The following is a 22,599-nucleotide window of genomic DNA, read 5'->3' as shown; positions in this document are numbered from 1 at the left end:
GACAGCGGGACCGGGCAGTCTCGGGGCATGACACGAATCGCCTCCCCCCGGAACGACCGGGCCCCCGCCACCGCGGGCAACGCCGTCGAGGTCCGCGGCATCGTCAAGCACTACGGCCAGACCAAGGCCCTGGACGGCGTCGACCTCACCGTCCGCCAGGGCACCGTCCTGGGTGTCCTCGGCCCCAACGGCGCCGGCAAGACCACCCTGGTCCGCGTCCTGTCCACGCTGATCAAGCCGGACGCCGGCACCGCCTTCGTCGACGGCTACGACGTCGTGCGCCAGCCCAAGCAACTGCGCCGCACCATCGGCCTCACCGGCCAGTACGCCTCCGTGGACGAGATGCTCTCCGGCTACGAGAACCTCTACCTGATCGGCCGGCTGCTCGACCTCTCCCGCAAGGACGCCCGGGCCCGGGCCACCGAGCTGCTGGAGCGCTTCTCGCTGACCGAGGCCGCCAAGCGCACCGCCAAGACCTACTCCGGCGGCATGCGCCGCCGGCTCGACCTCGCCGCCAGCATGATGGGCCGGCCCAAGATCCTCTACCTGGACGAGCCCACCACCGGTCTCGACCCGCGCACCCGCAACGAGGTCTGGGACGAGGTGCAGCGGATGGTCTCGGAGGGCGCGACCGTCCTGCTCACCACCCAGTACATGGAGGAGGCGGAGCAGCTCGCCAGCGAGCTGACCGTCATCGACCGCGGCAAGGTGATCGCCTCCGGCGGGGTCGCCGAGCTCAAGGCCCAGGTCGGCGGCCGGACCTTGCAGGTCCGCCCCACCCGGCCGGCCGAGCTGCCCGAGATGGCCCGCTGCCTGCGGGAGAACGGCATCACCACCGCCACCTTCTCCACCGACACCGAACTGCTCTCGGTGCCGATCTCCGGCGAGGACGAACTGACCGCCGTGGTCGGCGTGCTGGGCACCCGCGGCTTCGGCATCGCCGGGATCGACACCAAGGTGCCGAGCCTGGACGAGGTCTTCCTGACCATCACCGGCAAGCCCGCCCCGGCCGACGCCGTCCCGACCCTCGCGAAGGAGCCCGTCGCATGAGCACCGCGACCCTCACCCCGGCCCCGGTCCGCCCGGCGGTCGCCGGCGGCGCCGACCAGCGCATCGGCCTGCGCTCGACCTTCCGCCACATCGGCGCCCTGACCCGCCGCAACCTGATGCGGATCAAGGCGGACCCGGAGTCGATGTTCGACGCCGTGCTGATGCCGATCATCTTCACCGTGCTGTTCGTCTACGTCTTCGGCGGCGCGATCTCCGGCGACCAGGACTCCTACAAGCAGTACATGATCCCCGGCCTGCTCGGCCAGACCGGCATCACCCTGGCGATGGCCGTGGGCACCGGCCTCAACAGCGACTTCCAGACCGGCGTGATGGACCGGTTCCGGACCCTGCCGATCGGCCGCTCGGCCGTCCTGGTCTCCAAGATCGTGGCGGAGACCTGCCGGGCGCTGCTCTCCTTCACCATCCTGATCGTCTTCGCGCTGATCCTCGGCTTCGAGGTGAAGACCGGCCCGCTGGAGCTGCTGGCGGCCGTCGGCCTGTCGCTGCTGTTCGGCATGTCGATGGTGTGGATCTCGATGCTGCTGGGGATGGCGCTGCGCAGCGCCCAGGCCGTCCAGGGGGTCGCGATGCTGGTGATCATGCCGCTGCAGTTCGGCAGCTCGATCTTCGCGCCGACCGACTCGATGCCCGGCTGGCTGCAGTCCTTCACCGACTACAACCCGTTGTCCGCACTCGCCGACGCCTGCCGCAACCTGCTCAACGGCGGCCCGCTGACACACTCGGTGCTGATCGTGGTCGGCTGGTCGGTCGGCGTCACGGCGATCTTCGCGCCGCTGGCCGTGGCCCGGTTCCGCAAGCGGACCTGACCGCGTCCCGGCCCGGCACCCGGGCGGCCCGGGGCCCCGCGGGGCCTCACGGCTCCAGCTCCAGCCCCCGCTCCCGCGCCCAGTCGCCGAGCGAGTCCAGCACGGCGGTGGTCCCTCCCAGGGAGAGGCCACCGCCTTGGGCGATCGCGGCCTCGTAGCCGTCGTCGCCCAGCAGCTGCCGCAGGCTCCGGTCAGCCGTCCGCACCTCCACCTGGTCGAGGAAGCCCCCCTTGGGGCCGTTCAGCCCGGCGTGCGAGCCGATCAGCCGGGCGGCCAGCCGGGCGCAGTCGAGGTCCTGGTCACGCTCGGCGAAGACCCGCAGCACGCCCGCGGCGGCGGGCACCAGCAGCACCGTCATCTGCTCGGCGAAGGCCCCCGCCTCGCTCTTCATCCCGCGCAGCAGCGACCAGCCGCCGACCAGCAGGAGCAGGCCGCGCTCGGGCTCCCCGGCCCGGGCGGTCACCCAGCCCCGGATGCAGGACAGCAGCGAGGGCACCAGGCCGGGCACCAACGGGCCGTACTCGCCCTGGGCCTGCTCCAGGGCGTCCAGCTCCCGCAGGGCCTCGTCGAACTCCTCGCGCAGGGTGTGCAGGCCGGTGAGGACCAGCCGCCCGAAGAGCACCGCGCCGTTGCTGCCGTGGGCCCCGTCCCCGACCTGCTCCAGGGCCTCCCGGACGATCCGCTCCCCCTCCGCGGTATCGCTGCCCATCAGGGCGTTGCCGAGCTGCACCATCAGCATCGGCACCTCCTGCGGGGCCCCCACCTCCTGGGTCAGCTCGATGGCCTGCCGGTAGGCGACGACGGCCTGCCGCGTCTCCCCCGCCGTGGTCAGCGACTCGGCCCGGGCCGCCAGCGCCTGCGACATCCCCCAGCGGTCACCGGCCCGGGTGAACAGGGCCAGCGACTCGTCGCCGTCCCGGATGCCGGCCTCCAGGCCGCCCGGCCAGTCGTTCATCATCTTCGCCCGGATCTGCAGGATGAAGGCCAGGTCGCTGTCGCTGCCGTGCACCCGGCAGCCCGCCACCGCGTCGTCGAGCATCTCCCGCATCTGGTCCAGCTTGCCCGCGAGGAAGGCCGCGAAGACCCGCATCAGCGCCGGGAACTTGTACGACTGCGGCAGGTCGGGGGTGTACGTCCGGATGATCCGGCGGGCCAGGTCGGCGGCCTCGGCGCTGCCCATCACCTCCATGTCGCCCTCGAACTGGCTCACCAGACGGGACAGCCGGAGCTGCCGGCGGGCCTCGGCCAGGACGTCCGGCGTCATCGGCAGCGGGCAGTGCAGGATGTCCGCGGCGAGCGGTTCGGCCGGCGGCGCGTCGTCGGCGAACGGGTCGGGGCCGAGCTGCGCCACCGCGTCGTACCAGGAGTGCGCCTCGGCGTTGTACCCGCGCAGGGTCCAGAACCAGCTCATGCCCAGCGCGATGACCAGCGCGTCCTGCTCCTCGCCGCGGTCGACGGCCCGGCGCAGCGCCACCCGGACGTTGTCCTTCTCCCGCTCCAGCAGGGCGATCAGGCCCAGCTGGCGCGGCCCGTACCGGTCCGGCTCGGTGGTGCGCAGCACGTCCCGGTAGTGCCGCAGGTGGCGCAGCTGGACGTCGTCCCCGGGGGTCTGGGCCAGGCGTTCGGCCGCGTACTCGTGGATGGTCTCCAGCATCCAGTAGCGGGGCGGGCCCTCGGCGTCCAGGCCGGCCACCACCAGCGACTTGTCGACCAGCGAGAGCAGCAGGTCGGCGACCTCCTCGCGGGGCACCTCGGCCTCGTCGGAGCAGACCGCCTCGGCGTCCTCCAGCGTCCAGCCGCCGGCGAAGGCGGACAGCCGGCGCAGCACCGCCCGCTCGCGTTTGCCGAGCAGGTCCCAGCTCCAGTCGACCACGGCGCGCAGGGTCTGCTGACGGGGCAGCAGGGTGCGGCTGCCGGCGGTGAGCAGGGCGAAGCGGCCGTCCAGCCGGTCGGCGATCTGACGCGGGGTCATCACCCGCAGCCGGGCGGCCGCGAGTTCGATGGCGAGCGGCAGGCCGTCCAGCCGGCGGCAGATCTCCGCACAGGCCTCCGGGTCGCTGCCGGGGTCGAAGCCGGGCCGGGCGGCGGCGGCGCGCTCGGCGAGCAGCCGCAGCGCGACCGGGTCGGGCAGCGGTTCGACCGGCAGCATGGTCTCGCCGGGGACGCCGAGCGGCTCGCGGCTGGTGGCCAGCACGGTCAGGCCCGGGCACTCCGCCAGCAGCCGGTCGGCGAGGTCGGCGGCGGCCTGGATCAGGTGCTCGCAGTTGTCCAGGACGATCAGCATCCGGCGCCGGCCGCAGTACTCGACGATCCGGCGGACCGGGTCGTCGGTGCGGTTCTCGATCACCTCGACGACCTTGTTGCCGGTGTGCAGCACCGTCTCGCGCAGGCCGAGCGCCGAGAGCACCGCGCCGGGGACGGCCTCCGGGCTCTCCAGCGGGGCGAGTTCGGCCAGCCAGACGCCGTCCGGCCAGTGCCCGGCGGCCTGTTCGGCGCGGCCGGCCTCGACCGAGAGGCGGGTCTTGCCGGAGCCGCCGGGGCCGGTGAGGGTGGTGAGCCGGCCCGCCGTCAGGGCGGCCCTGACGGCGGCCAGATCGCTCTCCCGGCCGACGAAGCTGGTGAGCCTGGCCCGCAGGTTGCCGCTGGTGCGGGCGGCCGGGGCCGGCGGCTCGGGCGACGGGTGGGCGGCCTGTCCGGGCGGCCGGTGGGCGGCCGGCGGCGTGCTCGTCGCCGAAGCGGCGGCGGAGGCGGAGGAGGCCGGGGTGGAGGAGGCCGGGGCGGGCGAGACGGACGAGGCCCGCGGGTCGCCGTCCAGCGCCGGGTGCGGGCGGCCGGGGCCACCGCCCGGCTCCGCGGCGGGCTCCGCCGGGCGGAGCAGCTCGCCGTGCAGATCGCGCAGCCGTCGGCCGGGGTCCGTCCCCAGCTCGTCGGCCAGCGCGCGCCGCACCCGCTCGTACTGGCGGAGCGCCTCGGAGCTGCGGCCGCTCTCGTGCAGCGCCCGGATCAGCAGGTACTGGACCTGCTCGTCCAGCGGGTGCTGCTCGGCCAGTCCGGCCAGTTCGGCGGTCAGCTCGGCGGCCCGGCCCAGGGCCAGATCGGCGCTGATCCGGTGCCGGCGGGTCTCCTCCCGCTGGGCCTCCAGCCGGATGGCCGGGCCGCCCAGGTCGGGCAGGTCGGCGAGGGCCGCGCCGCGCCAGAGGGCGAGCGCCTCGCGCAGCCGCTCGGCGGCGACGGCGTGGTCCGCCGTCTCCAGGGCCCGGCGGCCCTCCGCCGACAGCCGCTGGAACTCGGCGAGGTCGGTGTCCGGGCCGGTCAGCCAGTACCCGGCGGGGCCGGAGCCGATCTCGTCCCGGCCGACCGTCCGCCGCAGCCGCCCGACCAGGGTCTGCAGCGCCGCGGCGGTGTCCTGCGGCGGGTCGGCGCCCCAGACCTCCTCGGCCAGCAGGTCCGCGGGGACCGGCCGGCCCTGCCGCAGGGCCAGTGCGGCGAGGAGCGCGCGCAGCCGGGCCCCGCCGAGCGGGATCGCCGTACCGTCGTCGTGGTGGGCCGTGGTGGTGCCGAGGATGCCGTAGTGCACCCGCCCATTCTGGTCGACGCCCGGCGCCCCGGGCGCACATATATCCGGTGGTACGGGTTCCGGTCGGCCGCCCGGCGGCCAGGAACCCGCGACGCCGTCCCGTACGTTCACCCGGGGCGGCTTGTCCGGGCCGGGGGCGCCCGGCATGATCGGTTCCCTGCCCGGCGCGGGCACCGGCCCCGCCGGACGTCCGCCCCCGTGCCGTCCGTACCCCCGACCTCCCGGAGCCTGAGCATCATGACCTTTGCCGAAGCACGGCGCTCGCGCAGCGAGGACCGCCGGATCAGCCCGGTGTTCTGGGTGCTGCTGGCGGTCCTCGGCACCTCCGGCTGGGCCGTCTGGTCCGGCTACGGGAACTCCGGCTTCGGGGTGTTCCTGTTCGTGGTGGCGGGCTGGATGGTGTCGCTGTGCCTGCACGAGTACGGGCACGCGCGGACGGCGCTGCACGGCGGCGACATCAGCATCGGCGCCAAGGGCTACCTCACGCTCAACCCGCTGAAGTACACCAACGTGCTGTTCAGCTTCGTGCTGCCGGTGGTGTTCGTGATCCTGGGCGGCATCGGCCTGCCCGGTGGCGCGGTCTACATCGAGCGGCACCGGATCCAGGGGCGGCTGAAGCACAGCCTGATCTCGGCCGCCGGGCCGCTGGTGAACGTGCTGTTCGCGGGCGTCCTGCTGACGGCGGTGGGCGCCGGCTGGTTCGACGACCCCGACCGGCTGATCGAGATCGGCGGCCGCACGCTGGACCTGTCGCCGCTGCCGGCCGCGCTGGCCTACCTGGCGATGTTCCAGGTCAGCGCCGCGCTGCTGAACCTGCTGCCGGTCCCGGGCCTGGACGGCTACGGGATCGTCGAGCCGTGGCTGTCGCCGAAGGTCCGGCGCGCGGTCGAGCCGTTCGCGATGTACGGGATGCTCGCGGTGTTCGCGCTGCTGTGGCAGCCGCAGGTGAACCGGCTCTTCTTCGACGTGGTCTACGGGATCACCGAGCTGTTCGGCGTGGACCGCGGGGTGATCTGGATCGGCGACTACCTGTTCCGGTTCTGGAACCACTGAGCCTGGTCGGGGCCGGGGAGCGCCGGGTCACCGGCCCGGACCGCCTCCGGGCCGGAGGCCGGGGCCGGGGCGGCCCACCGGGCCGGAGGCCGGGGCGGCTCAGGCCGCCGGGCCGGCCGCCTCGGCGGCCTTCGCCAGCCGCTCCTTGCGGACGTGGAACCAGGCGATGTTGCTCGACACGCCCGCCAGCAGCACCCAGACCACGCCCAGCCAGTTGCCCTGCACGAAGGACACCACCGCGGCGGCCACCGCGAGGATGAGGACGATCGAGGCGTAGAGGGCGGTGCGGGGCATGGCGGGGGGCTCCTAAAGCCGGGTACGGTCGGCTCCCATTGTCACCGAAGGCCCCCGCGACGCGGTCGAGGGGGCCTTCGGCACGGCGCGGCCGGGGCGCGGGACGGCCGGCGACCCGGATGCGGGACGGGACGGCCGGGGTACGGGACGGCCGGGGTACGGGACGGCCGGGGTACGGGACGGCCGGCGACCCGGATGCGGTACGGGACGGCCGGGGTACGGCACGCGGCCGCGTACAGCAGCTGCGGCCGGGTACAGCACCTACGGCCGTGTACGGCCCCGCCGGCCGGTCAGACGTCGGTGATCCGCAGCCCCGCGTGGGCCTTGTAGCGGCGGTTGGCCGAGATCAGGTTCGCCACCAGCGACTCCACCTGGTGGGCGTTGCGCAGCCGGCCGGCGAAGATGCCGCGCATGCCGGGGATCCGCCCCGCCAGCGCCTGCACGATGTCGGTCGCCGCGCGCTCCTCGCCGAGCACCATCACATCGGTGTCGATCTCCGCGACCGACTCGTCCTGCAGCAGCACCGCCGAGAGGTGGTGGAAGGCCGCGGTGACCCGCGAGTCCGGCAGCAGGGCGGCGGCCTGCTGGGCGGCGCTGCCCTCCTCGGGCTTCAGGGCGTACGCGCCCTGCTTGTCGAAGCCCAGCGGGTTGACGCAGTCCACCACGATCTTGCCCGCGAGCTCCTCGCGCAGCGCCGACAGGGTGGCGGCGTGGCCGTCCCAGGGCACCGCGACGATCACGATGTCGCTCTCGCGCGCGGTGGTGGCGTTGTCGGCTCCCCTCACCCCGAGACCCAGCTCGGCGGCCGAGGCCTCCGCCCGCTCCGCCGTGCGGGAGCCGATGATCACCTGCTGGCCGGCCTTGGCCAGCCGGTACGCCAGGCCCCGGCCCTGGTCGCCGGTGCCGCCCAGGACGCCTACCACGAGCCGCGAGACGTCGGGCAGGTCGTGGGCCGGGTTGGTCACTGAATCGAGGGATGTCATGCCGATGATCCTGCCAAAGCCCCGGGCCCCACGACATGCTTGACGGCATGGACGCGGTGAGAGTTTCGGCACTCCGGGAGAGCCTCGCCGGAACCGGCTGGATCGAGTCGACGCGCGCCTTCGCGGGCGCGCTGCGGCACTCGGTCACCCGGCGCTCGGCCGGCGGCCTGCTGCTGGTCGGCGACGCGGGCTACGAGCCCTGGCACCTGGCCGCCCATCTGGCGGACGAGGCCGAGCGGTCGGGCGTCCCGCGACTGGCCCCCACCCTGCTGCGGCACGCCGTACCGCCCGGCGCGCCCGCCCACCTCGCGCACGGCCTGACCGGGCTGGCGGCGGCCGGGCGTGGCGCCACCGTGCTGGTGACGGCCCCGGGCGAGGCCGGCCCTCCGCTGCTGGAGCGGGTGCTGGACGCCCGCCGGGCCGGGGCGACGGTGCTGACGGTGGAGACCGGCGACCGCGAACTGGCCGCGCTGGCGCACGAGTCGCTGACCGTCGAGGGAGCCGCCGGGGAGCCCTTCGAGCTGGTCCAGCACCTGGTCAGCGCGGCGGCCGGGGAGCGAGCGCCGCGCGGCGGCTCGCGGCTGGCCGCCCTGGCCCGGCGGCTGACCGCTCCCCCGGTGGCCCGCTGGTGAACCGGGGCCCGGTGCGGCCGGGCGGCGGCGAGCGGGACGGCGGCGGGCCGGGCGGGCGAGGGCGGGCGGGCCGGGCGGAAATCCCGTTGCGCGGGGCGGCCGGCCCGGCGGAAAATTCCCCCTCGTGAACGACGAACCACCGCATACAAACCGGCCGCGCGCCCTGCTGCGCGGCCTCCTCCCGGACCTGGCGCCCTGGCGCTCGTCGCGGGACTTCCGGCTGCTCTGGAGCGCCGGCTGCGTCACCACCTTCGGCAGCTTTCTCACGTACATCGCCGTCCCGCTCCAGATCAAGGAAATGACCGGCTCCTACCTGGCGGTGGGCCTGGTGGGCGCGGTCGAGCTGATCCCGCTGATCGTCTTCGGCCTCTGGGGCGGCGCGCTCGCCGACGCGCTCGACCGGCGCAAGCTGGTACTGGCCGCGGAGGCCGGGCTGGGCCTGCTGTCCGGGCTGCTGCTGCTCAACGCGCTGCTGCCGACCCCGCTGCTCTGGCCGGTCTACCTGGTGGTCGGCCTGGTCGCGGCCCTGGACGGCCTGCAGCGCCCGGCGCTGGACACCCTCACGCCGCGGATCGTCGCGCACGACCAGATGACCGCCGCGTACGCCCTCACCTCGCTGTACCGCAGCGCCGGTTCGATCCTCGGCCCGGCGCTGGCCGGTCTGATCGTGGCCTTCGCCGGGGTGCAGACCGCCTACGCGCTGGACGTGCTGACCTTCGCGGTCTCCCTGCTGCTGCTCGCCCGGATGCGGGCGGTGCCGCCGCCCACCGGCGCGGCGAAGCCCTCGCTGGCCGGCATCGCGGCCGGCCTGCGGTACGCCCGCGGCCGTCCGGAGCTGCTGGGCACCTACGTGGTGGACATCTGCGCGATGCTGTTCGCCTTCCCCAACGCGGTCTTCCCCTTCCTGGCGGACGAGTTGGACGCGCACTGGGCGCTCGGCCTGATGTACGGCGCCTCGGCGGTCGGGTCGCTGCTGGTCTCGGCGACCAGCGGCTGGGCGTCCAAGGTGCACCGGCACGGGCGGATGGTGGTGGTCGCCGCGATCGGCTGGGGCGCCGCGATGGCGGGGGCCGGCCTGGCGGGCAACATCTGGCTGGTGCTGCTGCTGCTCGCGGTGGCGGGCGGCGCGGACAACGTCAGCGGCCTGGGCCGGGCCACCATGTGGAACCAGTCCATCCCGGACGAACTGCGCGGCCGGCTGGCCGGTGTGGAGCTGCTGAGCTACTCGGTCGGCCCGCAGCTGGGCCAGGTCCGGGTCGGTGCGATGGCGGGGGCGATCGGCGTCCGCGGCTCGATCTGGGCCGGCGGACTCGCCTGCGTGGTCGGCGTGGTCGCGCTGGCGGCCGCGCTGCCCAAGCTGCTCGCCTACGACGCCCGGACGGACCCGCACGTCGCCGCGGTGAAGGCCGAACGGGAGAAGCACCCGCTCCCGGTGGGCTGATCCGGCGTCATCTCCCCCGCGACGGCCGCCGCTCAGCCGCGGCCGGCCGTCGCGGCGGCGCCGGCCCGCACGCCCTCACGGTGCGCCTGCGGGCTGACCCCGCGTTCGCGCTTGAAGGCGGTGCTGAGTGCGAAGGCGCTGCCGTAGCCGACCCGGCGGGCCACCGAACCGACCGTGGCCTCCGGCTCGCACAGCAGGTCGGCGGCCAGCGAGAGCCGCCGGCCGGTCAGGTACGCCATCGGCGGCTCACCGACCAGTTCGGTGAAGCGGCGGGCCAGCGCGGCCCGCGAGACACCGGTCTCGGCGGCGAGCAGGGCGACCGTCCAGGGCCGGGCCGGGTCCCCGTCCAGCAGCTTCAGCGCCCGGCCGACCACCGGATCGCCCTGGGCCCGGTACCAGGCGGGGGCGCCGACCTCCGGGCGGGAGAACCAGGCCCGCAGGACGGCGATCAGCAGCAGGTCGAGCAGCCGGTCGAGCATCACCTCCTGGCCCGGCTCGTCCCGGCCGATCTCCTCCGCCAGCAGCGCCGGCAGCGGGCTGCTCCAGGCCTCGGCGGGCAGCACCAGCACCTGCGGCAGGGCGGCCAGCAGCCGCCGGCTCACCTCGCCGTCCAGCTGGTAGGTGCCGCTGATCAGCACGGCCGAGCCGTCCGGGCTGTCACCCCAGGTGCGCACCCCGAGGTCCATGTCGTCGCAGAGCTCCCGGCCGTCCAGGGTGGTGGACAGCTCACCGGGGTGGATCACGATCTGCGGCTCGGTGGCCGGGTCGTCGGCGATCGTGTACGGGTCGGGGCCGCGGAGCACCGCGATGTCGCCCGGCCGCAGCCGCCGCGGCTCGCCCTCGTCCGGGACGATCCACGCCTCGCTGCGCTCCACCTGGACGAGGGTGAGCGGTGCGCGGTCCTGGATCCGCAGCGACCACGGCGGGTCCAGCACCGATCTGAGCAGGAAGGCGCCCCGGGCCCTCGGCCCGTCCAGCAGACCCGCGAGTGCGTCCATACCGCCGAGTCTAGGACAGCGCCTGGACGCCCGCGTATGCCCGTGAGCCTCTCGGCCATGGCCCCGCCCGGGGCCGCCACGGTTGACTGACAGAGCGACAGAAACCGTCCGCCCCGGCCCCGGCCGTCACCCCAGCCTCCAGGAGATCGCGATGTCCGTCATCAGAACCGCCTCACTGCTCGCGGCCACCGTCACGATGGGGCTCACCGCCGGCCTCTTCTACGCCTACGCCTGCTCGGTGATGATCGCGCTGGGCGGGACGGACGACCGCACCTTCGTCGACGTGATGCAGCGGATCAACACCTCGATACTCAACGGCTGGTTCGGGATCGGCTTCGGCGGCGCGATCCTGCTCACCGGGATCACCGCGGCGCTGCACTGGCGCGGCTCCGCGCGGTCGGTGCTGCCCTGGATCGTGGCCGCGATCGTGCTGTACGGGGTGATGTTCGTGATCACCTCGGCGGTCAACGTGCCGCTCAACAACCAGCTCGCCGCCGCCGGCGCCCCGGACGGGATCGCCGACCTCGCCGGGCTGCGCGCGCACTTCGAGGGCACCTGGGTGCGCTGGAACATCGTCCGCGCGGTGTCCTCGACCGGCGCCCTCGGCTGCCTGGCCTGGGCGCTGGTGCTGGAGGGGCGGATCCGCTGAACCGCGGCGCCCGGCCGGCGACGCACGGTGACCGGCCGGAGCGGCGGGAGCGGCGGGAGCGGCGGACGGCCGGCCCCGGCCTGGGGCCGGCAGGCTGGGGCCGGCGGGCCCGGGGCCCGGGTTCAGTCCTCCTTGGCCCCGGCCGCCGGTTCGTCGTGCCAACGGGGGTCGTTGCGCCACTCCCGGTTGCGCTCGTCCGCGATCGCCAGCGCCTGGCCGGCCTCCTCCCGGGAGGCGTACGGGCCGAGCCGGTCCTTGGCCGGGCACTCCGGGCCCTCCTCGACCTTGGCGTGCTTGATGCAGTAGAACCACTCGCCGGGCTTCCCGGTCGGCTTGCGGTTGAATCCCAGAGCCATCTCGGGCCTCTCCTGTCGGTCGGACGTCGTGTTGCTCGGCCTCATGTCGATCATGCCCGGCGGCGCCCCCGCACAACCCGCCGGGCGGCCGGGACCCGGCGGATAGACTCGCCGTCATGGCTCTCGTACCCGGCATCCAGTCCCCCACCCGCAAGGTTCCGGCGCACATCGCCCGCCCCGAGTACGTGGGCCGGCCCGCGCCCACCCCGTACACCGGGCCCGAGGTGCAGAGCGCCGAGACGATCGAGAAGATGCGGATCGCGAGCCGGATCGCCGCCCGGGCGATGGAGGAGGCCGCGAAGCTGATCGCGCCGGGGGTCACCACCGACGCGCTGGACGCCGTCGCCCACGAGTACATGTGCGACCACGACGCGTACCCGTCCGACCTCGGCTACCGGGGCTTCCCCAAGTCGATCTGCACCTCGGTCAACGAGGTCATCTGCCACGGCATCCCGGACTCGACCGTCCTCCAGGACGGCGACATCGTCAACATCGACGCCACCGCGTACATCCACGGGGTGCACGGCGACCTCAACGCGACGTACCTCTGCGGCGACGTGGACGAGGAGTCCCGGCTGCTGGTCGAGCGCACCCGGGAGTCGCTGAACCGGGCGATCAAGGCCGTGAAGCCGGGCCGGCAGGTCAACGTGATCGGGCGGGTGATCGAGTCCTACGCCAAGCGCTTCGGCTACGGCGTGGTGCGGGACTTCACCGGCCACGGGATCAACACGTCGTTCCACTCCGGCCTGATCATCCCGCACTACGACAGCGAGCGGGCCACCGAGGTGATCAAGCCGGGGATGACCTTCACCATCGAGCCGATGCTCACCCTGGGCACCTACGACTACGAGATCTGGGAGGACGGCTGGACGGTCGTCACCAAGGACCGCAAGCGGACCGCCCAGTTCGAGCACACCCTGGTGGTGACGGCGGACGGCGCCGAGGTGCTCACCCTGCCGTGACCCGCCGGCCGTGACGCGCGTCCGGGCCCGCCGCCGTGACCTCCCCGGCCGGGCCCGGACCACCGGTCAGCCGATCAGCCACTGCTCCTCGGCGACCGCGCCGACCTCGGTGCAGGCGTCGGTCAGCACGTCCAGGACCCGCAGCGGGTCCGGCAGCGGCTGCTCGGGGCCGCGCAGCCAGCGCACCTCGGAGCCGTCCGGCAGCGCGGCCGGCGGGAGCAGCGTGTACGAGCCGCGGCAGTGCCAGCGCAGCCCGGGGTGCTCGGACATGGTGTCGGGGGTGGAGTCCAGCGCGCTGGGCCACCACTCGTCCTCGTCGATCGGGGTGCCACGGGTGGCGGTGAAGAACAGGTAGCGGTCCGCGCCGACGGCGGCGACCGGGCCGCCGACCCCCAGCTCGGTGAGTCTGGCCAGGGCCAGCACGCCGGCCTCGGCGGGCACGTCCAGGACGTCGTGGGCACGGCCGGTGGCGGTGATGAAGTTCGCCTGCGGGTCGCGCGAGAGCCAGCGGGCCAGCTGCTCGGGATCGGTGGTCGCCTGCGTCTGCCAGGCGAAGGACACCGGATGCTGGGCCGGGGCCGGACAGCCGACCCGGTCGCAGGAACATCGGTAGCCCGCCGGGTGCGCGGCCGGTGCGAGCGGGAAGCCGGCGCGGACGGCGCCGAGCAGCTGATCCAGTCGGGCGGCGGGGCTGTCCGGCGCCACCGGGCGGACCCGCTGACGATCGCGCTTCTGCCACCAGGTAGTCCACCTGCTGCTGGCTTCCATCGGGCCCCTTCCGTACACCTGCCGTGCCTGGTGCGGCACAGCATCGGACGCAACTCATGCGAGGCAACACCGGACGGGCCCCGCTGCTTCCCGGGGGGCACGGTCTGCCGTCTCCGCCGCCCGGCCGGAGCCGGGGTCACCGGACGGCCGACGCTCGGGGTCACGGTACGGAGTACGAGAGTTGCGGCTCGGCGGACGGGCGCGCGGGCGCGCGCCTCACCCGGCCCGTACGGGCCCGCTGACCCGGGCGATGACCCGAGGGCGTACAGAGCAGGATAAGGGTGTGAGGGACCTGTGGATGACCGGGGGCGGTGCATCCCCGGTCACATCACGACCGCTCCCCGGCCGCGTCCGCCCGCCCGGTCACAGCGGGTCACCGGCCGTGGGCCGGTGACCCGGCGGGCGGCGGCGGCTCCGGCGGCGGGAACGCCGCTGACCGGGCGGGCGTCCGCGGGCGCGTCCGCGGCACCCGCCCGGTCAGCGGAAGCGCCCGGCTCCGTAGCCCCAGCCGACCCGTCGCCGCGCCGGCGGCGCCGAGGTGAGAGGCTGGTGGGGTGAGAAGCGCGGACACCGAATTCATCGGCGGACCACTGGACGGCCGGATCCTGCCCATCCTGCTCGGGCCGTTCAACGGCGTGCCCAAGACCTACCGGGTGCCGGTCCCCGCCCACGGGGACGTTCCGGCCGAGACGCTGGTCTACGTCCGTGCCAAGCAGCACCGGGGCGCCCGCTGGCACTGGCGCTACGAGTTCGACGGACCGGCGTCGGGGCACGCGCCCGACCCGTCCGCGGTCACACCCGAGGAGTCCGGGCCCACGCCCGAGTGACGGCGGCGCCGCGTCCGACGGTGCGGACGGCCCTGGCGGCCGCCGCGGCGGCAGGAGGACGGACATGGCGCACGTCAAGCGGCACCGGAGTGCCGGCGGCAGTGGTCACGGCGGCGTCCGGCGGGGCCGGCAGGCGGTCCTGCTCGCGGCCGGACTGCTGGTGCTGATCAGCCTCTACAGCGTGACGATCGGCCCCAACGGCTGGCTGTGGTTCGGCTGGGCGGTGCTGCTGATGGTCTGCGCGGCCCTGTTCGCCGTACGCGACTGATCGGGCCCCGAGGCCGCCACGGCACCGCCCGGCCGCCGTCCCCCCGGCCGGTCACTCATCCTCGGCGAGGATGAGGTAGAGCTTCTTCCGCGTCTCGGTGAGGACGGCGAGCCCCTTGGCGCGCTGCGCCTCGGTGCCCGTGGCCATCACCTGCCGGATCGCCGCGTCCACCGCGCCGAGCGCCTGGCCGACCTCCTGGACGGCCTCCCAGTCGACCTCGCGGCCGGCCTCCGCCCACGGCTCGTCGGCGCCGGCCTCGGCCTCGGCCCGGCCCGCGTCGGTGAGCTGGACCAGCCGCTTGCCGGAGACCTCCTGGGCGGTGATCAGCCCTTCCTCCTCCAGCAGTTGGAGGGTCGGGTAGATCGAACCCGGGCTCGGCCGCCAGGCCCCGCCGGTGCGCTCGCCGATCTCGGCGATCATCTCGTAGCCGTGCATCGGCCGCTCCTTGAGCAGCGCCAGCAGCGAGGCCCGGACATCTCCGCGCCTGGCCCGCCCGCCACGGCGGCCACGCGGCCCGCCGTGCCCACGGCCATGACCGCCGAAGCCGTGTCCGAACGGCCCGCTGGGCGGCCTGCCGGGGAACCCCGGCCCGCCGGGCCCGCCGGCGAACGGCGGCCCGAACGGCCCGAAGGCCCGCCGCCCCTCGAACCCCTCACCGGGGATGTCCCCGAACTCCGGGCCACGGCCGCGACGACGTCCGCCGCGCCCGCCTCCCTCTTGCTCCCTGTACCGGTTCCCTGGGCGCATGACGCCCACCACCTCTCCTTGCGGACAGTCTCGAAGTAACTGTCTCGATAACTCGACGATATATCGGTAACTGTCGCTCGTCAACGGAACCCGACTGTCGGCGACCTGCCCGGTCGAGGTCGACGAGCCTCATCGGAGTCTGATGTCGCAGGTCAGGTACGGTTCGGAGATGATCGAGGGTCTTCCTGCCGGTGACGGCGTGCCGGGTGAGATGGTGCTGGCCGGCTACTTCGTCGCCGTGACCGCGTCGTTGAACGGCTCGGCCGTACCCCGCAGGGCGGGGCTGACCACCGCGTCGGACTGCCTGGTCGACCGGCTGCCGGAGGACGGGTACTGGTTCGCCGGCGCGCCGGAGGCGCTGGCGGCCTGCCGGTCCCTCCCGGTGCCGGCCGGGGCCCGCCTGTACGCCCTGCTGGTGCCCTCCGACCACGTCGACGGCTTCGCCGCCGACGTCGTCGCGGCCGGTACGGACGAGCCGGTGCTGCTCGCGCACCTCGACCGCCGGGCCGGCCTGCCCGTCGGGGAAGGGGCAGAGGACGGACGCGAGATCGGCTGGGAGGTGCTCGGCTACGACGACGGCCTGCTCCACAGCTGGCTGTGCAACAACCCGCACGAGGCCGGGGTGCGCGAGCTCGGCGTGGCGACCGACCCCGATCGTGGCCTGCTGCCCGGCGGGGAAGCCGCCGCACGAGTGGCCGCCTGGGCCAACGCCCGCAGGGACACCAAGCCCGTCACCTGGTTCCCCGCCGCCCTGATCGAATGGGACACCCCCGTCGAGGGACGGACCGGCCCCGTTGCCAGCGAGGCCCCGGTGCGCCGGGCAGCACAGCCCTGGTGGCGCCGGACCTCCTGGCGGACAGGGCCGAGCCGCGCGGTCGGGGCGCCGGTCGAAGTCCGGTGAGACTCGCCGAACGTCGATGCGACGGGTCAGATGTGCCGTGACAGGCGGCCCGGCCCGGTTGCCGTCACAGTGGGACCGGGAATCGTTCGTGCCGATGAGGCGGGACGGCCGCAGGTCAAGGCCCCGGGACGGTGGCTCACCGGGCGTCGAGCCGGGGCGGGCCCCGTCGGGGCGGCGGGAGGAGCGACGGCTCACGACACGCTGATCTGGCGCACCCGAAGCAGAGGAGAGCCCCGTGGGCAAGGTGGTCATGTACAGCTCGGTGTCGGTGGACGGCTTCGTCGCGGACGAGAACGACCGGCCCGGACCGCTGTTCGACTGGTTGACCAGCGGTGACGTCCCGTTGGACGAGAGCGGTGCGCTGAAGGTCTCACAGGCGTCCTACGACTACACCCGGCCGTACTGGGACCGGATCGGAGCCACGATCGTCGGCCGCCACGTCTTCGACCTGACGGACGGCTGGGACGGGAAGCCGCCGGGCGGGATCGACCACGTGGTCGTCGTGACGCACCGGCCGCGGCCCGAGGGCTGGGACCCCGGGGCGCCGTTCCACTTCGCCGACGGCGTCGAGGCAGCCGTGGCCAGGGCGCAGGAGCTCGCCGGCGACCGGACGGTCGAGGTCGCCGCCGGCGACGTGGGTGGCCAGGTGCTCGCCGCGGGCCTGATCGACGAGGTGCGCATGGACGTCGTGCCCGTCGTGCTCGGGTCCGGCAAGCGCTACTTCGGGGCGGTCCACGCGCAGCACCTGCTGGAGGGCCCTGACGAGGTGATCCAGGGCAACCGGGTGCTTCACCTGCGCTACCGGGTGCGCCGCTGACCGGTCCGACGGGGACGCGCAGCGACCCCGCCGCGAACGCCCACGGCCGTGCACGGCGGCCGGGCGGCGTGCGGGCGGGGTGCGGGCCCGGGGGCGCCGGGTGGGCGGCAGGCGCACGGCAGCCGCGCCGGAGCCTGCCCCGAGGGCGTCAGGCGGACGACGGCCCGGCCGCGCGCCCCGTGCCGACGGGCAGCTCCCGCCCCAGGCGGGCGAGCGGGGAGGCGGCCATCAGCGCCGGGGAGAGCAACATCGCGGCGGCCGCCACCAGGAGGCCGGTGCGCAACCCGCACTCCTGCGCCAGGACCCCGCCGGCCAGTGAACCGAGCGGGGCCGACCCCATGCCGACGAAGGTGATCGTCGCGGCGGCGCGGCCCTGCATCCCGTCCGGGGTGACCGCCTGCCGGACGGCCATGACGGTGACGTTCACCAGCTGGCCGCCGGCGCCGAACACGAAGCCGACCGCCAGGAGCACCGGGAGGGTCACCGCGGCGGAGCCGTGCAACGCGGGCACGCACAGGAAGGCGCCGTCCCCCACGGCCGCCGCGAGCACCAGCACCACGCCGTGGCCGAACCGGCCGGGCAGCCGGGCGGCCAGCAGCGAACCCAGCAGCGCACCCGGGCCGGTGGCCGCGAGCGACAGCCCGACGGCGGTGCCCGACAGGTGCAACTCCCTGGGCAGGAAGAGCAGATAGACGGTCGTCACGGCCGCGAAGGAGAACTGGAAGGCGGCGGAGGCGAGGCACACCGTCCGCAGCGAGCTGTCGCCGGTCACCAGCCGGAGGCCCGCCAGGATCCGCCGCCCCGTGCCGGGGGACCCTGCCGAGCGCTCCGGAACCGGTTCGGGCCGGCGGATCCGGCGCACCGACAGGAACGACAGCACGAAGAACAGGGCACCGGAGGCGACCGCGGCCGGCGCCGACAGCAGCGACACCAGGACACCGCCGAGGGCGGGACCGCCGGTCTGCGCCGCGGACCGACTGCCCTCCAGGGCGCTGTTGCCCCGGACCAGTTGACCGCGGTCCACCATCCGCACCAGGGAGGCCTGGTAGGCCACGTCGAAGAGGACGGACAGGGCCCCGACGGCGAAGGCGACCACGAGCAGCGCGGGCAGGCCGAGCCGGCCGAGGAGACCGGCCACGGCGGCGGCGCCCAGGACCAGGGCCCGGCCGGCGTCGGCGAGCACCATCACCGTACGGGTCCGCCGCCCGTCCACCCACGCGCCGGCGGGGAGGGCGAACAGCAAGACCGGCGCCTGCCCCACCGCCCGGAGGGCGCCCAGCTGGCCGGCGCCGGCGCCGAGGGCCAGGACGGCGAACAGCGGGAACACCAGCAGGCTGATGTGTTCGCCGAGTTGGGAGACGGTCTGGCCCAGCCAGAGGCTGCGGAAGTCGCCGTCCCGCCACAGGCCGGCGGGAACGGGCCGGCCGGAATCGGGCGCGACGGAGGATGCGGACGGCACGGGGCCCCCTTGGACGTACGGCGACGAGGCCCGTCGACCGGCGCGCGAGGGGCGCACGGTCCGGGCAGGGAAAGGCTCGCTGTGCCGCGACATCAGGGGCGGCATGCGATGACGGGCCGGTCACGGCCTACCAGGTCAGCGCACGCCGGGACTGCCGGCCATCTCTCAGCTCCTCGTGGGGTGTCCGCCGAGAACACTAGCCCCGGCGGCCGGACGTGAGAAGCGGTTTGTGCCACGGCGGGCGGCCGTGGCCCCGGCCGGGCCGGCGGCGCCGACCGGCGGCCGCCCCGCACTCCGGTCGCGCGCGGGCGCGCGACGGACACCGGCCCTCACCACCACGGCCACTGACGGATCGTCACCGGATCGGACGAAGGGCTGCCCCCGGCGCCGGGGCGCGGCTAGCGTGACGGGGATGTTGAAGTTCAGCGGTCAGCCCGCGGTGCCGAAGAACGTCCAGACCTCCCTGCAGTCCCTGGTCGACAACGCCCACCTCCTGAGCCCCCAGCTCAGGGACGCCCTCACGTTCGTCCGGACCCACGAGTCGGTGCACCTCCTCATCGAGGTGCTCGACACCGGGACGGGCGCCCACGGCAACACCGGGACCTTCGTCGGCCTCCCCGGAGCCCCTGCCGGCACCCTGGCCGAGGAGGCCTTCCTGAGCGGGCCGGCCCTGCTGCTCGGGCGGCACGATGCGGCCGTCAAGGTCACCGTGGCGGCCGGACCGGGCGCGTCCCCGGTGGAGGCGTCGACGACGCTGCTGCACGAGCTGGAGCTGCACGCGGCCCCGGCCGCCCTGCTGCTCCAGCGCCTGGCCCGGACGCCCGAGGGCGACGACGCCCGCCTCGGGCTGGTGCTCGACCGGATGCGCCGGGCCGACGAGCACACCGACCTGGACCGCCAGGAGCAGTACGTCCGGTCCGCGGCGCGGATGCACGCGGCCGCCGCGGGCAGCGGCACGGCGGAGTGGGCCGCGGCGCTGCTGCGCAGGGCCGGCCAGGACGCCACCGAACAGTTCGCGGCCTACGAGGCCAAGAGCAAGGACATGGACGCGTCCTCGCCGGCCCGGGTCGAGTGGCTCATCGCGCTGATCGCCCGGATCAGCCAGGCCGGGCCGGACGCGGTGGCCGACCGCCCGAAGCCCGGCCCCCGGCAGGCCCGCGCCCGCGCCGCGGTGCAGGGCCTCGACGCGGCGGGGCTGATCGCCAGCCGGCTGACCGAGCGCGTCGGCATGCTCGACGTCGTCGACGAGGCGCGCGCGGCGTTCGGCCTGCCGGTCGGGCGGCTGCTGGACCTGTACTGCCGGCAGCTGGTCCCCGCGCTGCTCGCGCACGCACCGGGCCACGGACTCACCGACCTGGTGCAGCAGTTGGTGTTCCTGAACCACCACGGGGTGCCGGACCTGGTCGCCCTGGACGCCCTGGACGCCGTGGGCACCACCGCCCCGCCGACGGTGGCGGTCACGAGCTCCTGGCCGCCGGCGGGCATGCCGGTGTTCTGGCTCAGCGACGGCGAACGCGGCTCGTGGACCCAGCTCACAGGGCTGCCCGAAGCCGTGCAGCGGGCCGGGGGCATCGAGCACGGGAGCCTGCTCTACCTCGACGGCAAGGTGTACCGGGCCGCGGTCAGCGCCAACAGGCCCGCCCAGGAACCCCAGAGCACCAGGTTCTTCCCGCACCCCGCCAGCGGCAGCTACGTGGCCCTGCTCAAGCAGTGACCGGCCGGCCGGGCCCGGTCGCGCGCCGGGCCCGGCCCCCGGGGTGGACCGCTGCCCCGCCCGGCCCGCCTCACCCCGCCCCGCCGCCTTGCGCCACACCAGGCGAGGGGCGGGACAGCCGGGCGCCCAGCCGCTACGGTGGCCGCCATGGCCGGTGAAATGGATCTCGCGAAGCTGCTCGGCGGAATGCGTCCCCAGCTCAACCCGGGGCGCTACGTGTACTGCACCCTGCCCGCCAAGGTGCCGGCCGGGATGCGGCCGGTGGTCACGGTGGCCGAACCCGAGGGCGTCACCGTGGTGGTCCGTCAGGAGGAGGCCGACGAGCTGGGGCTGCGCTACGACTACGTGGCCGCCTGGATCACGCTGCAGATCCACTCGGCGCTGGCCGCCGTGGGGCTGACCGCCGCCGTGGCCGGCCGCCTGGCCGACGTCGGGATCAGCTGCAACGTGGTCGCGGGCTTCCATCACGACCACCTGTTCGTCGCCGCCGACGACGCCGAGGCAGCCGTCCGGGCACTGGAGGAGCTGGCCGCGAGCCAGGCCTGAACCGCGCCGGGCAGGGCCCGGGCCGAACAGGGCCCGGGCGGCCCCCGCCCCGGGTCCTCCCTCACCCGGACGGCCGAACGCCGATGGCCGCGCCCGGGAGGCGCCCCGACACTGGGACTCGCTGAGCGCCGTCCCGGCCGGTCAGCGCCGACAGGAAGGGAGACGGACCCCATGGCGGTCTGCGACGTCTGCAGGAACGACTACTGGCTGGCCTTCGAGGTGAAGACGATCACCGGCGACACCTACACCTTCGACAGCTTCGAGTGCGCGATGGAGAAGCTCGCGCCGCGCTGCGAGCAGTGCCAGGTGCGGATCGTCGGCCATGGCGTGGAGGTCTCCGGACGCTTCTTCTGCTGCGCCAACTGCGCCCGGGTCAACGGCGGCCTGGGTGAGCAGATCCGCGACGCCGTCGGCGCCCACCCCTCCTGACCCGCTCCGCGTGACCGGAAGGCGGCTCCCGTCCAGGACGGGGGCCGCCTTCGGCCTGCGACCTGCGACCTGCGACCTGCCGAGTGCAGCGCGCAGCGTGCAGCGCGCAGCGTGCAGCGCGGGGTGACCCCGGCCAGGCTCACTTGAACCAGTACCGCACCCCCTGGTGGCCGGAGCAGGTGCCGCTGAAGTTCGCGGAGTCCGAGGCCGTGCCGTCCTTGCACTGGGCCGTCTCCCCCGCGTGCGCGGGGGAGACACCGACGTCCCAGCCGCAGACGCCGACGGTGTGGTGGGCACAACTGCCTTCCGGCTCCGGCTCCTTGGTCGGGGCCGGGGCGGGAGCGGGTGCCTTGGTGGGGGCCGGCGCCTTGGTCGTGGGCGCGACGGTACGGGCGGGCGCGGGGGCCGGCGCCGGGGTGGCGGGCGCGGGCGGCGGTGCGGCCTCCGTGGTCACCACCGGCTCGGGCGCGGGCGCGACGGGCGGGGCCGCGGGCGGCGTGGTGGGCGGCGCGGGGGCCGCCGGGGGGCTCGCGACCGCGGCGGCCCTGGTCACGGCGGGCGCCGGGGTGTTCGGGTCGCAGGCGGCGAGGGCCAGTACGGCGACGGCCACGGGCAGCAGGCGGGAGAGAGTTCTGATCACGAACGGTGAAGCTACTCCCGGCACGGGCCGGCGGCGCCGGCGATGCGTCAGCTGACCACCCAATCGTTACCGCGGGCGACCGGGCCGGTACTCCCGGCATCGTGACGGGGGCTCGGACAAGCACCGGGGCGAGCACCGGACAGCTCGCCGGACGGGCCGCCGGGAAGTCGCGGACCATGGCGGACCGGCCCCCTCCGTCCGGCCCGGCTCGGATCAGCAACTGCTTGATTGTGCGTGGTTGCCATCAGTATCACGCAGAAGAGAGCAGAACGCCTCCGTACTTCGTGGCCGTTCTGTAGCTTCTTGCACAGTTTTGACACCTTCCGAGCATGAGCACGCAGCAACGATTCGATAACCTGCACCCTTGTGCCCTAGCTCCGGCCCGGGACTGCGGAGTAAGACTTGCCACACCCAGGAAGTCGCAGGCCTTCCACAACCCCCGATCCGACACCCGTACTTCGGCGCGGGCCGCACCGGCCGCACCGCCCGGCTCCCCCAGGAGCCGGGCCGCCGCACCGGCGCCCCGCCACGGGTGGCTTCAGGTCAACTCATAAGGTGGTAACTCCCTTGAACCGATCTGTCCTTCTCCTCTCGGCCGGCTGTCTCACCGGTGCGCTGGTGCTGACGGGTTGTGGCAGCAGTGGTGGTGGTTCGGATGCTT

The 22,599-nt window shown here is 74.7% G+C and carries 23 protein-coding genes; 14 read left to right on the top strand and 9 right to left on the bottom strand.

Going from position 1 to position 22,599, the window contains the following annotated elements; translation table 11 throughout:
• The first annotated feature begins 27 nt into the window (after positions 1–27).
• Both IE329_RS34790 and IE329_RS34785 read left to right on the top strand, forming a co-directional pair.
• Positions 28–1,050 carry an ATP-binding cassette domain-containing protein gene (locus tag IE329_RS34790; RefSeq protein ID WP_190215027.1) on the top strand — a complete coding sequence of 341 codons (1,023 nt, stop codon included), beginning with the start codon at positions 28–30 and terminating at the stop codon, positions 1,048–1,050.
• Positions 1,047–1,877 (top strand): ABC transporter permease, encoded by an 831-nt coding sequence (locus IE329_RS34785; RefSeq protein WP_190215026.1) that lies wholly within the window; start codon positions 1,047–1,049, stop codon positions 1,875–1,877. The genes IE329_RS34790 and IE329_RS34785 overlap by 4 nt, the downstream gene beginning before the upstream one ends.
• Before the next feature lie 46 nt (positions 1,878–1,923).
• Here IE329_RS34785 and IE329_RS34780 read toward each other — a convergent pair whose 3' ends face one another.
• Positions 1,924–5,454, bottom strand: coding sequence for an AfsR/SARP family transcriptional regulator (locus IE329_RS34780; RefSeq protein ID WP_229928004.1), 3,531 nt, complete (start codon positions 5,452–5,454; stop codon positions 1,924–1,926).
• Positions 5,455–5,691: 237 nt separating this feature from the next.
• Here IE329_RS34780 and IE329_RS34775 point away from each other — a divergent pair, with 237 nt between their 5' ends.
• A complete protein-coding gene (locus tag IE329_RS34775; protein ID WP_190215024.1) occupies positions 5,692–6,507 on the top strand; it encodes a site-2 protease family protein in 816 nt (271 codons plus the stop codon).
• A gap of 99 nt (positions 6,508–6,606) precedes the next feature.
• Here the strand turns inward: IE329_RS34775 and IE329_RS34770 are convergent, their stop codons facing one another.
• Together IE329_RS34770 and npdG are read right to left on the bottom strand one after the other, a co-directional pair.
• Positions 6,607–6,801, bottom strand: a complete 195-nt coding sequence (locus tag IE329_RS34770) for a hypothetical protein (RefSeq protein ID WP_190215023.1) — start codon at positions 6,799–6,801, stop codon at positions 6,607–6,609.
• A gap of 290 nt (positions 6,802–7,091) precedes the next feature.
• Positions 7,092–7,784, bottom strand: a complete 693-nt coding sequence (gene npdG, locus IE329_RS34765) for an NADPH-dependent F420 reductase (RefSeq protein ID WP_190215022.1) — start codon at positions 7,782–7,784, stop codon at positions 7,092–7,094.
• Between the two features lie 47 nt (positions 7,785–7,831).
• Between npdG and IE329_RS34760 the strand changes: the two genes are divergently transcribed.
• Both IE329_RS34760 and IE329_RS34755 read left to right on the top strand, forming a co-directional pair.
• Positions 7,832–8,416 (top strand): hypothetical protein, encoded by a 585-nt coding sequence (locus tag IE329_RS34760; RefSeq protein ID WP_190215021.1) that lies wholly within the window; start codon positions 7,832–7,834, stop codon positions 8,414–8,416.
• 124 nt (positions 8,417–8,540) lie between these two features.
• On the top strand, positions 8,541–9,857 hold the full coding sequence (locus IE329_RS34755) for an MFS transporter (RefSeq protein WP_190215020.1): 1,317 nt from the start codon (positions 8,541–8,543) through the stop codon (positions 9,855–9,857).
• A 32-nt stretch (positions 9,858–9,889) separates the two neighbouring features.
• Here the strand turns inward: IE329_RS34755 and IE329_RS34750 are convergent, their stop codons facing one another.
• On the bottom strand, positions 9,890–10,855 hold the full coding sequence (locus IE329_RS34750) for an AraC family transcriptional regulator (RefSeq protein WP_190215019.1): 966 nt from the start codon (positions 10,853–10,855) through the stop codon (positions 9,890–9,892).
• 151 nt (positions 10,856–11,006) lie between these two features.
• Between IE329_RS34750 and IE329_RS34745 the strand changes: the two genes are divergently transcribed.
• The gene (locus IE329_RS34745; protein WP_190215018.1) at positions 11,007–11,504 is read left to right on the top strand and encodes an anthrone oxygenase family protein; all 498 of its coding nucleotides are present in this window, start codon (positions 11,007–11,009) and stop codon (positions 11,502–11,504) included.
• A 122-nt stretch (positions 11,505–11,626) separates the two neighbouring features.
• On the opposite strand, the gene IE329_RS34740 is transcribed toward IE329_RS34745, so the two are convergent.
• A complete protein-coding gene (locus IE329_RS34740) occupies positions 11,627–11,860 on the bottom strand; it encodes a hypothetical protein (RefSeq protein ID WP_073923178.1) in 234 nt (77 codons plus the stop codon).
• Positions 11,861–11,976: 116 nt separating this feature from the next.
• On the opposite strand from IE329_RS34740, the gene map reads away from it, so the two are divergent.
• The gene (gene map, locus IE329_RS34735; RefSeq protein WP_190215017.1) at positions 11,977–12,822 is read left to right on the top strand and encodes a type I methionyl aminopeptidase; all 846 of its coding nucleotides are present in this window, start codon (positions 11,977–11,979) and stop codon (positions 12,820–12,822) included.
• 66 nt (positions 12,823–12,888) lie between these two features.
• On the opposite strand, the gene IE329_RS34730 is transcribed toward map, so the two are convergent.
• On the bottom strand, positions 12,889–13,590 hold the full coding sequence (locus IE329_RS34730; RefSeq protein WP_190215016.1) for a bifunctional DNA primase/polymerase: 702 nt from the start codon (positions 13,588–13,590) through the stop codon (positions 12,889–12,891).
• Positions 13,591–14,144: 554 nt separating this feature from the next.
• Here IE329_RS34730 and IE329_RS34725 point away from each other — a divergent pair.
• Entirely contained in the window at positions 14,145–14,417 is a 273-nt protein-coding gene (locus tag IE329_RS34725) for a hypothetical protein (RefSeq protein WP_190215044.1), read from the top strand.
• A gap of 64 nt (positions 14,418–14,481) precedes the next feature.
• A complete protein-coding gene (locus tag IE329_RS34720; RefSeq protein ID WP_190215043.1) occupies positions 14,482–14,685 on the top strand; it encodes a hypothetical protein in 204 nt (67 codons plus the stop codon).
• 51 nt (positions 14,686–14,736) lie between these two features.
• On the opposite strand, the gene IE329_RS34715 is transcribed toward IE329_RS34720, so the two are convergent.
• Complete coding sequence (locus IE329_RS34715; RefSeq protein ID WP_190215015.1) at positions 14,737–15,432, bottom strand: PadR family transcriptional regulator; 696 nt, start codon at positions 15,430–15,432, stop codon at positions 14,737–14,739.
• A 169-nt stretch (positions 15,433–15,601) separates the two neighbouring features.
• On the opposite strand from IE329_RS34715, the gene IE329_RS34710 reads away from it, so the two are divergent.
• Complete coding sequence (locus IE329_RS34710) at positions 15,602–16,333, top strand: hypothetical protein (protein WP_190215014.1); 732 nt, start codon at positions 15,602–15,604, stop codon at positions 16,331–16,333.
• Between the two features lie 235 nt (positions 16,334–16,568).
• Positions 16,569–17,150, top strand: coding sequence for a dihydrofolate reductase family protein (locus IE329_RS34705; RefSeq protein ID WP_190215013.1), 582 nt, complete (start codon positions 16,569–16,571; stop codon positions 17,148–17,150).
• 148 nt (positions 17,151–17,298) lie between these two features.
• On the opposite strand, the gene IE329_RS34700 is transcribed toward IE329_RS34705, so the two are convergent.
• On the bottom strand, positions 17,299–18,609 hold the full coding sequence (locus IE329_RS34700) for an MFS transporter (RefSeq protein WP_229928002.1): 1,311 nt from the start codon (positions 18,607–18,609) through the stop codon (positions 17,299–17,301).
• Positions 18,610–19,021: 412 nt separating this feature from the next.
• On the opposite strand from IE329_RS34700, the gene IE329_RS34695 reads away from it, so the two are divergent.
• The 3 genes from IE329_RS34695 (at position 19,022) to IE329_RS34685 (ending at position 21,298) form a co-directional block, all read left to right on the top strand.
• A complete protein-coding gene (locus IE329_RS34695) occupies positions 19,022–20,323 on the top strand; it encodes a hypothetical protein (RefSeq protein ID WP_190215011.1) in 1,302 nt (433 codons plus the stop codon).
• A gap of 147 nt (positions 20,324–20,470) precedes the next feature.
• A complete protein-coding gene (locus IE329_RS34690) occupies positions 20,471–20,869 on the top strand; it encodes an ACT domain-containing protein (RefSeq protein ID WP_190215010.1) in 399 nt (132 codons plus the stop codon).
• Between the two features lie 171 nt (positions 20,870–21,040).
• Positions 21,041–21,298 carry a Prokaryotic metallothionein gene (locus IE329_RS34685; protein WP_073923170.1) on the top strand — a complete coding sequence of 86 codons (258 nt, stop codon included), beginning with the start codon at positions 21,041–21,043 and terminating at the stop codon, positions 21,296–21,298.
• A 139-nt stretch (positions 21,299–21,437) separates the two neighbouring features.
• Here the strand turns inward: IE329_RS34685 and IE329_RS34680 are convergent, their stop codons facing one another.
• Positions 21,438–21,938 carry a DUF3761 domain-containing protein gene (locus IE329_RS34680; protein WP_229928001.1) on the bottom strand — a complete coding sequence of 167 codons (501 nt, stop codon included), beginning with the start codon at positions 21,936–21,938 and terminating at the stop codon, positions 21,438–21,440.
• Between the last annotated feature and the right edge of the window lie 661 nt (positions 21,939–22,599).

This window comes from Kitasatospora indigofera (assembly GCF_014655955.1).
Classification (GTDB): Bacteria; Actinomycetota; Actinomycetes; order Streptomycetales; family Streptomycetaceae; genus Kitasatospora; species Kitasatospora indigofera.
This window is presented reverse-complemented; position numbering and strand designations above follow the sequence as displayed.

Bases quoted from the DNA above. Each gene is read 5' to 3' on its own strand.
- IE329_RS34790 (WP_190215027.1), top strand. From the start codon at position 28: ATGACACGAATCGCCTCCCCCCGGAACGACCGGGCCCCCGCCACCGCG.
- IE329_RS34785 (WP_190215026.1), top strand. From the start codon at position 1,047: ATGAGCACCGCGACCCTCACCCCGGCCCCGGTCCGCCCGGCGGTCGCC.
- IE329_RS34775 (WP_190215024.1), top strand. From the start codon at position 5,692: ATGACCTTTGCCGAAGCACGGCGCTCGCGCAGCGAGGACCGCCGGATC.
- IE329_RS34770 (WP_190215023.1), bottom strand. From the start codon at position 6,801: ATGCCCCGCACCGCCCTCTACGCCTCGATCGTCCTCATCCTCGCGGTG.
- npdG (WP_190215022.1), bottom strand. From the start codon at position 7,784: ATGACATCCCTCGATTCAGTGACCAACCCGGCCCACGACCTGCCCGAC.
- IE329_RS34760 (WP_190215021.1), top strand. From the start codon at position 7,832: ATGGACGCGGTGAGAGTTTCGGCACTCCGGGAGAGCCTCGCCGGAACC.
- IE329_RS34750 (WP_190215019.1), bottom strand. From the start codon at position 10,855: ATGGACGCACTCGCGGGTCTGCTGGACGGGCCGAGGGCCCGGGGCGCC.
- IE329_RS34745 (WP_190215018.1), top strand. From the start codon at position 11,007: ATGTCCGTCATCAGAACCGCCTCACTGCTCGCGGCCACCGTCACGATG.
- IE329_RS34740 (WP_073923178.1), bottom strand. From the start codon at position 11,860: ATGGCTCTGGGATTCAACCGCAAGCCGACCGGGAAGCCCGGCGAGTGG.
- map (WP_190215017.1), top strand. From the start codon at position 11,977: ATGGCTCTCGTACCCGGCATCCAGTCCCCCACCCGCAAGGTTCCGGCG.
- IE329_RS34730 (WP_190215016.1), bottom strand. From the start codon at position 13,590: ATGGAAGCCAGCAGCAGGTGGACTACCTGGTGGCAGAAGCGCGATCGT.
- IE329_RS34720 (WP_190215043.1), top strand. From the start codon at position 14,482: ATGGCGCACGTCAAGCGGCACCGGAGTGCCGGCGGCAGTGGTCACGGC.
- IE329_RS34715 (WP_190215015.1), bottom strand. From the start codon at position 15,432: ATGCGCCCAGGGAACCGGTACAGGGAGCAAGAGGGAGGCGGGCGCGGC.
- IE329_RS34710 (WP_190215014.1), top strand. From the start codon at position 15,602: ATGATCGAGGGTCTTCCTGCCGGTGACGGCGTGCCGGGTGAGATGGTG.
- IE329_RS34695 (WP_190215011.1), top strand. From the start codon at position 19,022: ATGTTGAAGTTCAGCGGTCAGCCCGCGGTGCCGAAGAACGTCCAGACC.
- IE329_RS34690 (WP_190215010.1), top strand. From the start codon at position 20,471: ATGGCCGGTGAAATGGATCTCGCGAAGCTGCTCGGCGGAATGCGTCCC.
- IE329_RS34685 (WP_073923170.1), top strand. From the start codon at position 21,041: ATGGCGGTCTGCGACGTCTGCAGGAACGACTACTGGCTGGCCTTCGAG.